This is a genomic window from candidate division KSB1 bacterium (assembly GCA_022562085.1).
GTDB lineage: Bacteria > Zhuqueibacterota > Zhuqueibacteria > Oceanimicrobiales > Oceanimicrobiaceae > Oceanimicrobium.
Genome location: JADFPY010000110.1, coordinates 1 through 12,359 on the forward strand (window position 1 = coordinate 1; position 12,359 = coordinate 12,359).

7 protein-coding genes are annotated in these 12,359 nt (G+C 45.9%); 1 reads left to right on the plus strand and 6 read right to left on the minus strand.

Features of this window, described 5'->3' with window-relative positions; all coding sequences use genetic code 11:
• From IH879_10970 to IH879_10980, 3 genes are all read right to left on the minus strand, one after another.
• Nucleotides 1–1,365: hypothetical protein (locus tag IH879_10970; protein ID MCH7675459.1), on the minus strand; the 1,365-nt coding region annotated here is incomplete at its 3' end.
• A 162-nt stretch (nucleotides 1,366–1,527) separates the two neighbouring features.
• Nucleotides 1,528–5,262: a VCBS repeat-containing protein gene (locus tag IH879_10975; protein MCH7675460.1), complete on the minus strand. Its 3,735-nt coding sequence runs from the start codon at nucleotides 5,260–5,262 to the stop codon at nucleotides 1,528–1,530.
• A 26-nt stretch (nucleotides 5,263–5,288) separates the two neighbouring features.
• Entirely contained in the window at nucleotides 5,289–6,578 is a 1,290-nt protein-coding gene (locus IH879_10980) for a CRTAC1 family protein (GenBank protein ID MCH7675461.1), read from the minus strand.
• 20 nt (nucleotides 6,579–6,598) lie between these two features.
• On the opposite strand from IH879_10980, the gene IH879_10985 reads away from it, so the two are divergent.
• A complete protein-coding gene (locus tag IH879_10985; GenBank protein MCH7675462.1) occupies nucleotides 6,599–8,119 on the plus strand; it encodes a hypothetical protein in 1,521 nt (506 codons plus the stop codon).
• 45 nt (nucleotides 8,120–8,164) lie between these two features.
• Here IH879_10985 and IH879_10990 read toward each other — a convergent pair whose 3' ends face one another.
• The 3 genes from IH879_10990 to IH879_11000 form a co-directional block, all read right to left on the minus strand.
• Complete coding sequence (locus IH879_10990; GenBank protein MCH7675463.1) at nucleotides 8,165–9,667, minus strand: tetratricopeptide repeat protein; 1,503 nt, start codon at nucleotides 9,665–9,667, stop codon at nucleotides 8,165–8,167.
• Nucleotides 9,664–11,367: a CRTAC1 family protein gene (locus tag IH879_10995; protein ID MCH7675464.1), complete on the minus strand. Its 1,704-nt coding sequence runs from the start codon at nucleotides 11,365–11,367 to the stop codon at nucleotides 9,664–9,666. Before IH879_10995 ends, IH879_10990 begins: the two co-directional genes overlap by 4 nt.
• A 381-nt stretch (nucleotides 11,368–11,748) precedes the next feature.
• A partial coding sequence (locus IH879_11000; GenBank protein ID MCH7675465.1) for a hypothetical protein occupies nucleotides 11,749–12,359 on the minus strand: 611 nt, incomplete at its 5' end.

Genomic DNA, 12,359 nt, shown 5'->3' on the forward strand with positions numbered 1-12,359 from the left:
GCAAGTAGCGCAGAATTCACTCGTCTTAAAAAATGGTTTTAACATTTGCCGCTTGTGAACGGTGGGTTTCGCCTTCAGAGCTGTGTCATGTAAAAAAGCACCGATCGTGCCGGTAGCAGCGTTTGCAAATAAATACGGGTCTTCTTGTTCGTCCGCGATATTGTAGTTGCCGTTGCCGGTATTATTATGAATATGGTCGATTGCATGGCAGGAAAGGCAGGTCAATCCGGCTTGTGCTTCCGGGCTGGTGCGATCTACTTTTTGGTTCATTTTTCCGGCAAGCATGAGCGCCGGATCGTGACACCCGCTGCACCACTTGCTCTTCACCATGCCGACTCTGTTTCGAGTTTCAGGAAATTTTTTGATATGTTCTTCGATAAAGGTGTTGGGCACATTTGAATGATTACGGAGATCCTGAACCGTCGCTTCGTAGAAAGGATTATTAAATGAGGCAAAACGATGAGCTGAAGTCGCCCACTGTTCAACAATGTCGGCATGACAGCGCTCACAGGTTTCGGCGCCGATTTTAGTGTTTTTCACAAAACCAAATTTGTCTATTTCAGTTTTAAGCGAATCTTGTATCCCTAAATCTCCACGAGTTATAATTCGGGACGGCAAGTAACCGCCGGTAGTTGTGGTTGCCGCGGACGGGAAAAATGGACTCGCTGGCGGCACAAAGCCGAGGGGGACAAACTTCGAATCCAGAAATTCACTAACCACTCGACTTTTTGCACCCGGGCCTTTATGCAGCCCTGTCTCAAGAGCCAGTTGCGCTTCCTGAGTTCTCACGATGCCACGATTAGTAAAACCATGAAATACCCCCAAAATGACGGTTACTGCAAGCACGGCAATGGAGTATTTGAAAAAGTTTCTCTTAACCGGTTTGGCATAACTGACCAACCGGTGAACAATATATCCTGCTGGAGCAAGAGCCGCACAAGCGACGTGTACCCACCAGGCCCACCGGTTGTCACGGCTTGCAGCCTCTGATAAAATAAATAGGCCGGTGACCAGGAGAATGAGTCCCGCTAAAACATATAAACTTCCAGAAATGATGCTTGAGCGGTGGTGCCGCCGCCAGACTTTTGGTAAGTGTACAATTGCAAATGCGAAGAACAGGGTCACGAGAAGCAATCCAACCCCTGTGTGGGTGAGAATCATCACTTGAAAAAAGTGTGGCAGCGAGGTTTTTCCTGCTGCAAAAAATTGCCAATCGAGCGAGTCTGAGACGCGATTGGTTATGAGATAGAGTGTGTTAGCGAGCATAAATATAGCTAACCCCAGCGCAGTCGCTAAGAGTATTTTCAGTCGCGATGAGAGTATGGAAGGAAGGTCGCGGTTTTCTTTTTTCTTTCTAATTTTCATTACAAACTATTATTAGAGTAGGAATTTAGAGATTAAATATACTAAAGTTTCCCAATAATATCAAAATATTTAGTGAAGCAAAAATTTTTCAAAATGGGCAGGCTTAGATGAATGAATTAAATCGTGATTCGATTGGGAAAACAAATGAGTAGGAGAGCCCGGTTAATCTAAAACAGAAATATTCCCTTTCCAGTCGATAGTTATTTCACGCACTTTTTTAGGTAAATCAGAGTTAGTGACCTTGCCGCCCGGCCAGCGCACCGAAATGCCCACTGGTTTTTCGCGCAGCCCCATAATTTGCACGGCGGAATCTTGAGACCAGTAACCTGAACCGGCATGAATTTCACGTGCAGGTCCGGGACCATTTTTATAAATTATTCGAATGGATGCACCGATTCCGAGAGGGTTTCCTTTCAGGCCAATTAATCGAACCCGCAAGCCGGGTTTGGCGCCCGTGTTCCGATAAAGCTTCGTGGCGCTGCCGTTTTGTGTCACAACAAGATCAACCCGGCCGTCACGATCATAATCTCCAAGCGCAGCGCCCCTTTGCTCGCCATAAACTTTAATACCCGTTTCCTGGCCAGGCATCGATATGAAATTTCCAGTGCCATCCCCTTTTAGCCAGAGACCGCGACCAGCGTCTGAGCGCGGTGTTGCCATGTTTGTACTAAAAAAATTCTGGCTTAAAAAGACGTCGTCGTGACCGTCGCCATCGAAGTCAGAAACGCCAACGTAAAAAGCCGGCGCAAATTGCGCTTCATCCGGCAGGGCTTTGGCCTCGAAATGGTCTCCTTTGTTAATAAAAAGCATGTGAGCAAACGTGTTTGCCTGCAGGTAAGCAGCCAGTTCCAAGCCGGGCCCAATAATCTCTTCTAAAGTGCTGCTTGCAAACTTCGTGTGGGTTGGCGCCCGTGTTTTTACAAGCGGCAATGGTTTAGCAAGATCATTTAAACCGCGCCCGGGCACCCAGGTATTTGATTTTGAGTCCAGGTAAGCTTCAATAATATCCATTATTCCATTGTTATCAAAGTCATCAAAATAGATTCGCATTGGCTGAATCTTCAAAAGACCAAATTTGTCGTTCAGTCCCCAGTTAGTTGCGACAATATCAAGTTTACCGTCTTCATTAAAGTCCCCGGTGGTTAAGCCGTTCCACCAGCCAAAATATTTGCTTAAACCAAGTTCATCGGTTGCATTTCTGAAAATGCCATTCTCATTGAGTAAAACTGTGATAACTCCCCATTCAAGCGAGAGCAAAAGGTCCGGGTCCCCATCCGCATCAATATCGCTGAAGACGGCGCCGGTGACCATACCGATCTTTTCAAGAAGTTTACGATTTTGCTCGTCCGTTGTAAATTTTCCATTTTTGTTTTTGAATAAAAGCGATGAAGCGGCTTCAGGATAACGACCGGGTACGGTTCTCCCGCCAGCAAAGAGGTCCAAGTCACCGTCACCGTCCGTGTCTGCAAGTGCCAGAGGCCCGATGCTGGAGCTGTTGAAAGGTATTTTACTGATCGATTCAACTTGACCATTTTTGAACTCGTATTGCTGAATAAATGAATTAGCGGACTTGCTGTTTTCAAAATTTGAGTGACCAATAATCAGCGACGAGGTACCTTTGCCTTTAGCAAAACCGAGTACTGTTGTTTGGTCATTTAGCGAAATTTTATTTAAAAAAGGTTCTGAACTTTTTTTAAACTCTCCTCCTTGATTTATGAAACAGGAGAGTTGTCCACCTTTTCCGGATGCGATGACCAGATCATCGTCACCATCGCCGTCGAGATCATACCACGCTACTCCGGGTCCTGATTGACTCAAACGATTTGGTAAAAGCGGCTGCCGCTTAAAATCATCATAGACATCTTCGTGATGTATGTGATTGATAAGATGGCTTACATCTTCAAAATAGGGAGATGGAAGGGAGGCTGAGTCGATTGCTGCGTGTGATTTGCCATTTGCCACGACCGTGGGTTCAAAGATCTCATAAATACGGTTTGGTATAACATTCTTTACTTGGCTGATATTTCCATTTCGCCAGGTTACTTCAATTGTGAGGTCATTTTCAGCGCTGCCAGCCGCGAAGACAGCGAGCGGATCAGAGCTGGAAAGATAAGTCCCACCACAGATAACCTCTTTACTCTGCAGAACGGGTCCACCCAGAACCCGAATTTTGGCGCCAACGCCTTGTGAGTTTACTGGGAGCCCTTTAAGGCGTACGGCAACCCGTGGAGCATTTGACTCATTTCGGTAGATTCCCGCTGGTTTATCAAGTCTGTTTGTGGCAATGTCCAAATCGCCATCATTATCAAAGTCTGCAAGTGCCATCCCCCAGGAAACATCGGGTACGGTAAACCCCCACTGCTCACTGACATTTTCGAAAGTTAAATCGCCTTTATTTCGAAAGGCTAAGTTTGGGGTCAAGTAATTTGGGTATAATGTCGCCAGCTTGCGATAATCATACCCAAAATCAGAAAGCCGCTGAACGCGATCATTGGTGTCAGCGTCCTCGAAGTCGTGCAATTGTCCGTTTGTTGCCAGGATGTCTTCATAGCCATCAAGATCAACATCAAGAAAAAGGGTTGACCAGGTCCATTCCGTAGCGTGCACGCCGCTAAACTGACCGATTTCCGCATAAGTGTTGTCACCGCGGTTTAAGAAAAGAGTGTTGCGCTTAATTTGCGGCCTGTCGTCGAATTTTCCGATCACAGCGGGAATTTGCTGGCTGTCAGTGCCCATTTGCTGCATGCGCCTTTGATGATCCTGAGCCAACATATCGATAAGCAAAAAATCCAGATCGCCGTCTCTGTCAATATCGGAAAAATCAACTGCCATTGTAAACTTGCTGGTATGCCGAATTGCAAGTTTGTCTATTGCTTGAAAATGACCCTGACCATCGTTAATCCAAATTCGATCCGGACTCCAGTAGTCATTACAAACATAGATATCGGGGTCTCCATCGTTGTCCATATCCTGGAATCTCACTAAAAGCCCCCAGTCCCTGGGTTCAGAGGAGGGTTTTCCTGTTTCATCTACAAATCTTCCATCGGTGAACGAAACCCGCTTAAAATGCCCGGCGCCATCATTGAGATATAAAAAATCAGGCTCGGGATTTTCTAGTAAGACAGGCCGGTCAGCAATTATCTCGACACGGTAGTGCTCTTTGAATTTTGGTACAACCTGGAATGTTTTACCCACTCTTTTGGTAACACGATGAGGCGCTCTTTCATGGGGTGGATAAAGGTATTCGACGGACTTCTTTTTGAAATTTGTCATGTAAAGATCCAGATCTCCGTCACCGTCGATGTCAGCTAGCGCAATTGAGGTGCTACCTTGATTTGATGTGAGACCCACGGATTCAGTAACTTCTGTAAATTTTCCTTTACCATTATTTAGAAAACACGCATTTGGTCCACCCAGTGCAGTGACCAATAGATCAAGATCACCGTCTCCGTCAATATCTGCAAATGTAGCGCCGTTTGAAAATCGATCCGGACAAGCAACTCCTGCTTCCTCAGTCACATCTTTAAAGTTCCAGTCACCCAGGTTCTTGTATAAAACATTTGGGCCATCCAAACAGGCAAAATAGACATCAACTAAATCATCACCGTCTACATCACCGGTTGCCACTCCGGAGCCGCCCAGTAAAAACCGATTTTCTCCAATTTGTTCCTGGGTGAGGCGGTTGGAAAAAGTGATTTTAGTTTTAGAGGGAGGTAATAAAGTAAAGCCGGGCTTCCCAGCTTTGAGAGGGGGGAGATCAGCCCAGCGATAACCAGCTTCTTCTTGCCACTTGATGGGTTGTTTTGGCCAAAACTGAACTGCGATAAAAATGAATCCCAACAAGCTGGCGGCAATTAAGATTTTCTGAGTGAGAGTTAGGTTTTTGGTGTGATTCATTAAACTAAATACTTCTGCGTCAGCGATTATTCTATAACTAATTTACCATTAAGATCAACAGTGATTTTTTCTGCATTGCGAGGAATTTCTGATTCAGTGATTTTTCCGCCGGGCCAACGCACCAGGATTCCTTTTAGATGCTCACGAACCCCCATGACTTGCACCATCGAATCTTGGGACCAGTAACCGGAACCCAAATGTATTTCCCGCGCCGGACCGAAACCATCCTCATAAACTAACCGAATTGTTGCTCCGACTCCATTTGGATTTCCTTTTGGTCCGGCCAGGCGAATGCGCAAACCTGGTTTTGCGCCAACATTACGATAGAGTTTTGTGGCGGCGCCATTCTGGGATATAGCCAGATCGACCCGGCCGTCGTGATCAAAATCGCTAAGCGCCGCACCACGCTGCTCGCCATATACTTTGATTCCTGAGTGCTGCCCGGGTATCGCTGCCAAATCTCCGCTACCGTCGCCTTTCATCCAGAGTCCCCGGCCTGCATCTGAGCGGGGTGTTTCATGATGTGATGCAAAAAAGTTCTGGCTGATGAAAACATCCTCATGCCCATCACCATCAAAATCCGCAACACCGACATAAAACGCTGGCGCAAATTGTGCCTCGGTTGGCATTTCCACAGCTTCAAAATGGTCGCCGCGATTAAGAAAAACCATGTGAGCCAGGGTGTTTGCTTTGAGTTTTCCGGCTTTGTTCAGCTTGGGCCCGATGATCTCCGGAACACTTGAACGACCATACTTTTTATTATCCGGTATGCGCATGGCAAGATGCGGCATTGCGCGAAGCATGGAAAGAAGGGGTCGCTGCGGAAGGATTGTTTTTTTGTCGAGATAAAAATACGTTTCTACAATATCCAGGGTGCCATTATTATCAAAATCGCTGTAAAAGAGCTGTAGGGGATATCCTTCCTCATAACGATTCTCATACTTGCTGTTCAATCCCCAGTTGGTTGCGATTATATCCAGTTTACCATCTTCATTTAGATCGCCGGTTGTTACGCCGTGCCACCAGCCATGATACCGATCTAAACCCAACTCTTTGGTTATATCTGTGAATCTGCCCTTACTGTTTTGAAATACCTTAACCGGTCCCCACTCAAGAGCAAGAATGAGATCTACATCGCCATCAGAATCAATATCGCTGAAAACAGCTCCGGAGACTAAGCCGACCTTTTGCAAGTTTTGCGTATTCAAAGAATCAACTTTGAAGATGCCGTTTTCATTAAAATATAATCTTGAGGATGCGGGCTCAGGGTAGCGACCCGGGATTGTTCGTCCGCCGATGAAAAGATCCGACCCCAACTACTGCAACGAATGAGCGGTTGCTGGAACATTGGCAGCGCATTGCTCATGCCCGTAAGAATTTTAGGAATGGCAAAAATACGGTATACGGCACGGATGATAGAGGTTTAATATATGTAAAATACGGTGAGCCGGAACGTATGGCAAGGGGAAGTTTGGGAAGCAGACGGGGATCCTTCAAGCGTTGGACTGACTTTTTGATAGAGGCTGAGACTGCTACTGGTGACCCTAGGCGTAACTCCAGGGGGCTCCAAAGAGCCGGAGATCAGCTTTTTTTATTGCGTGAAATTGACCGGTACAACAATTATCCGGACTATGAAATCTGGTTTTATCATTCGTTGAATACGGATGAACCCATTTCTTACATGTTCGGGAATCATGAGGGAATCGGTTTGTATGGTCTTCGAAATGGCGTTGAGGATTTTATCCCAGGCAGAGCTTTTTTGCGTACAAGTTCGAACAAGACCGGGGGGATTTCGCCAGGAGCTGTTTTACAATCGGTCTATTACAGTGAATTAATGCATCTGCGTCCGGATTTTGAAGATAGATATAACGAACTTGAGCGTATCTGGGATACGTTGGCTAGCGGCAAATCTCCTCTAGTTATCAATAGTTCATTTCGCATGAAAAGACAGAACTTTAAGACAGCAGATATATTTAATCCGCTAACCGCTTTTGCTCCACCTGAGAAATCCAGTTTTGACCAAACCATTTCAAAAGTAAAAATGTTAGTCAGCCCATTTAGATTTTTAAATGAGGAGGGTCTTCCTAATATTGCTCTAATTACATTGTCTTATCCTCAAATCAGAATGGATTACATCAAGACGAGTGATGAGAAAAATTTCCCAGATTATTCGGTCACCCATACTGTGATTGCATACGACAGGAACCACAACGAAATTCGCCGCCTGAATGAAGCGCTGCAATCGGGGGATGACAACATATCCACATTCATTTTGCCCCATGAGGATTTACAAAGTGACTTTACGCTTGTGACAGAAGTTTTTAACTCCCTAATCACCAGCAAAGCCGCTCCAGCAGGCGAGTTTGATACACCTCCACAGATAATTGCTCTGGGGAAAACAAATGTGCCAAGCCCGAGTCCGCTCTCCGCCTCCCATGAGTTACTGGAATTAAGTGATTTACTTATCGGAGTATCCAGCCCAGGCAAATTGGAATCCAAAAGCCTGCCCTTCCCGCTCGTTCCCAGTAGTCGAATTTTGGCCACTGATTTATTAAAAATCTATTTTGAAATATACCACCTTTATTTTGATGAAGATGGCGTGGCGCATTACAGCATTGATTTCGAAGTGGCCAGACTTAGGGGCAAAAAGAAGGAAAAAAAAGAAAGTATTTCCTTGTCTTTTAATTTTGACGCCTACCAAAGGATGTCGAAGGAGCAATTCGAGATGGACATATCAAAATTGACTCCAGGCTACTATGAATTATCAGTTCAAGTCACGGATAAAGTGTCAATGCAAAAGCGAGGACGCAAAGCAAGGTTTGAAATTGTTGACGTGGGCAAACATAAGATGTTTTGAAACTGCGTTATATTTGCGGGATGTTCCCTATAATTACCAGTGAATTTATTTGCTATGATAGGGTTTCTTTGCAAGATACAGATTGAGCCGCGATTGAATTTGCTTGGCCAATTCCTGCCGTTCTGAGGACACCGTCATGCCGTGTACCTTACGAGCTAAATCCACTGCTCTTTTGAAATCTCCCGATTCAGCGTAAGCGGCTGCAAGAACATCAAGAGATTCAGGATCCGAATATTTTGTTTTTTCACATGCAGTTTTAGCCAAATTCACCGCTTCGCGAGCGTTTCGCAATGATGGGTCCGGGCCGGTTGCCAGCAACCACGCCAGACGATTCACAATCGGCAAAAAGCCTCTTGTGTTTTTTAATCCCCGGCGAAAAGTTGAAATCGCTGCAGCAGGACGATCAAGTTGCATATGAATGGCACCAAGGTTGAGATAGGCATCTGGAAATTGCGGGTCAAGTCTGAAGCACTTTTCAAACCATACCATAGCTTCCTCCGCGCGACCTGACTTGAAAAGTGCTTCGCCCAGATTGTTATAAGAGATAACGTAATTCGGGGCGAGAGAAATCGCCGTGCGATATTGACTCCCAGCTTCATCGTATCGGCCGAGCTGGCTTAAAAGATCCCCGACATGAATGTGCCCTTCAGGGTCCGGTTTTAATTCCATCGCCTTTCGGAACTGTTCCAGGGCTCCATCGAGTCGGCCTTGCGCCTGAAGCGCGAAGCCGCGATCTCTATACCAAACTGCACTCATTCCTTGCGCCTCCAATTTTTCGTAAACCGGATCGACCAGTCGTAAGTCTTGCGGCAAGTGCCGTGCTGTTTGTACCTCTTTAGCAGCTTCCTCTGTGCGGTGAAGTCGCCGTAGCACATCAGCCAGCATTCCGTGAGCTTCTCGATGTTCCGGTTTGAGTTCCACCGCTTTATTCAGAAATTCCAGGCTTGCCTGTAACTTGGCTTCTGAAAATGCTATTTTTGCCAGGCCAAGGTAGGCATGAGAGGAGGTTGAATCAAGGCTGATTGCGCGACGAAAAGTTTGAGAAGCATTTTCCAGGCGGCCGGCGTTAAGAAGTGCCTGCCCGTACCGCACATGCAGCGGGGGATAATGTCGGTTTAATTGATTGCTTTTTTCAAAAAAATCAAGAGCCCCCGGGGAGCGTATTTCGTTTAGAACGATTGCACAGAAATAGAACCAGCGAAATTCATTTGGATTTAGAGCTATGCCCTGTTTATAACAAGGAATGGCGTCTTGTTTAAAATCGTGCACGTCGAGTATCATTCCCAACTTTCCCCAGGAGTCGGGGGAACCGGGATTTTTTTTTACGGCTACGCGGCGCTTTCGTATTTCTTCCGCAACTTGATCCTCTACTCCAGTCAGGTCTGGATCCGGAAGTACCGCTAACAACGAACGGGGCAAATATACAGTTTTGTAAAGTACGAAACCTGCAATAGTGACACCAATAATTGATATTATGACTATTAGATATATCGGGAATTTTCGATCGACTGTTTCCCCTGCCTTTTCATTTTGAGAGACTTGTTTCATTTCCCTAGTCTGCGGCCTTGGCCTTTCTTGAGAGTAATTATTTGGTTGGCCTTTACACCTGCAAAAATTTCGGTGGTTCCGCCCGGCCATTCAACTTCGAGTCGGTCGACCGAAGTGTCCTCACCCAGACCAAAATGGGCCCTGTGGTCGTTATTGGAAAGAAAACTGTAGCCGGGAGAAATTAGCCGGCTGAGCTGTCTGCCGGAGACCAGCACGGAAACCCTGGCCCCGATGGCGTCTCTTTGTAAAACGGGATCAAGTGCGCGAACGATCAGCCAGTTGCCTTTCCTCTTTAAATCATTGAGAAATAGACGTGCAACGCCACCTTCGTTTGCGAGCAATAAATCAATATCTCCATCATTGTCGACATCGCCAAAAGCCAAGCCGCGACTATTTTCTATTAGCCGACAAAATTCCGATTCGTTTTTATCAAGCCAACGGAATTTTCCGTCGCCTTCATTTTCAAATAAGAGATTCGGCTCTGCATAATAGTCCCAATAGCCGGAGTTATTTGCTTTCAACAGCCTGGCTCTACTAACCCTACCATTGGCAACAGCCAGGTCCAGGTCACCGTCGTGGTCAAAATCAAATAATCCGGTTCCAAAGCCAGTGTAGGGAAGACTCGCGCCCACCAATCCTGCGGGCGAGCTGTCATCTTGAAAACCGTAATCTCCAAGAAACCGGTACAAAGTGTTACTTTCGGTTCTGAGGTGAGTGATAAACAAATCTATGTCGTTATCGTTGTCGATATCTCCTAACGCGATTCCCATGCCTGCTTCTGCGCGCCCCATAGCGTTTAGCGCTGCTCCCAGCAACAGCGCCTGGTCCTTAAATGTGCCGTCTTTTTGATTGAGCCACAAGTGGTTTGCCTCTCCATCATTTGAGACATAGATATCTGGAAAAAGATCCCCGTTAAAATCCGCGCTTACTACGCCCAAACCTTTTGAAGAGCCTTGAGCAATTCCGCATTTGATGGAGATATCAGAAAATGTTCCATCGCCGTTATTGTGATAGAGAACGTCGGGCACCCCGAAGAAACCGCCCGGACCGCAGTAATCTCGGCGCCCCGATCTGTCCATACAATTCTCCGGGGAGTCATAAGCGACGTAGTTGGTAACATATAAATCTAAAAAGCCGTCTAAATTATAATCAAAAAAAACCACAGAACATCCCCAGTGCGGATTGTCAATTCCCGCCTGTAGGGTAATCTCTGCGAAGGTGCCATCACCGTTGTTGTGATAGAGCGCGTCAGGGCCATAATTTGTAACATACACGTCGACGTGACCATCATTGTCAATATCACCGACAGCCACGCCCATGCCGTAGCCTCTATCCCCAAGGCCGGATGTTTCCGTGACATCCAAAAACGTTCCATTAGATTCCTGTCTAAACAGCCGGTTTCTTAAAGGAAGATCAGTGGCGCTGCTTTTGCCATGCTGTGCACCATTCACCAGGTAAATATCTAGATCGCCGTCGTTGTCATAATCGGTAAAAGCACATCCGGAGCCAATACTCTCCGGCATGAAATAGCTGCTATCTACACCGGGATCATGTATAAAATTCAAATTGACTTGTTCTGTCACGTCAGTAAATAAGTTATCCAAATTTGTATCTTTGTTGCTGTCAGCAGCGCCGCATCCATTTAAAATGAAAAACGAGGTCAGCGCAAATTGAAATCCCGGTCTGATCATAAATACCATTAAGCGTTTTCATTGAAAACTTTTGCGTGTCAATATACAACATTCAATTTGAATTAGCCAAAGATTTTATTAGCTGATAGATTCAACGGGTCAATACTCAAATAATTTTGAATCTCAAAAAAGCTTTGTTCCTCATTCAATGGACACAGGATTTGAGCCGGATGTCGACTTTGTGAAAATAAAAAAACGTCTTTGCGAGAAGCCCTTCGACAGGCTCAGGATAAACTCTGCGACGAAGCAATCTGCTGATTCCAGGTAAAAGGAGATTGCTTCGCTGGAAACCGCTCGCAAAGACAGGGTAGAGATATCTGTTTCCAACATAAAAAAAACTCCCGACCTAACCAAAGGCCGGGAGTTTTTATTTTTAGCTAGATTGTAATTCTATCTGGAGTATGTGAACCGTGCCAAAGCCAACCTGCCAATTTGCGGAGCGCCGATGAATTCACGATGCTTGTTGTCCAGAACATTTTGTACCGTGAAGTCCAGGCGCAGACCAGAGGCCGCCCGGCTGAAATCGAAGCCTGCGCCGACATCGAGTAAGAAATAATTCTCCAGACCGCCAATGTCTCTGAAATTTGTAATAGGCAAGCCGCCAATATAGGGACCGGAAGCAACCGGATATGCTTTGGTGTAACGGCCGGAGGCATTGAAAGTAAAGCCTTTGGGAATGCTGTAACTGAACCCGCCTTTGACCTTGAATTTTGTTGCGTTCAAAGCTTGAAATAAACCGGAGTCTGTTTCACCCAACTCTGTATCGTCAAAAAAGTCGTCACTGACATAAGATGCATTCCTAAAAAAGCTCAAGCGACTACTTGCTAAGAAGTGTAGCGAGACATCAATTCCCCAAAAATCGATATCGCCAAAGTTACGGTAGGCACCAGTTATTTCGCCTGGAACTGGATCTTGGTCTGTTTGTACTACTCCAACCCCCAAATCTTCCAAGCCCTGTTGTTGTGCTAGTCCTGTTATTAATGCAGCGACAATTTGTGAAT

What these genes read in the sequence shown, in the direction of transcription:
- IH879_10990 (MCH7675463.1), bottom strand. Translation starts at nt 9,667, where the DNA reads ATGAAACAAGTCTCTCAAAATGAAAAGGCAGGGGAAACAGTCGATCGA.
- IH879_10975 (MCH7675460.1), bottom strand. Translation starts at nt 5,262, where the DNA reads ATGAATCACACCAAAAACCTAACTCTCACTCAGAAAATCTTAATTGCC.
- IH879_10995 (MCH7675464.1), bottom strand. Translation starts at nt 11,367, where the DNA reads ATGGTATTTATGATCAGACCGGGATTTCAATTTGCGCTGACCTCGTTT.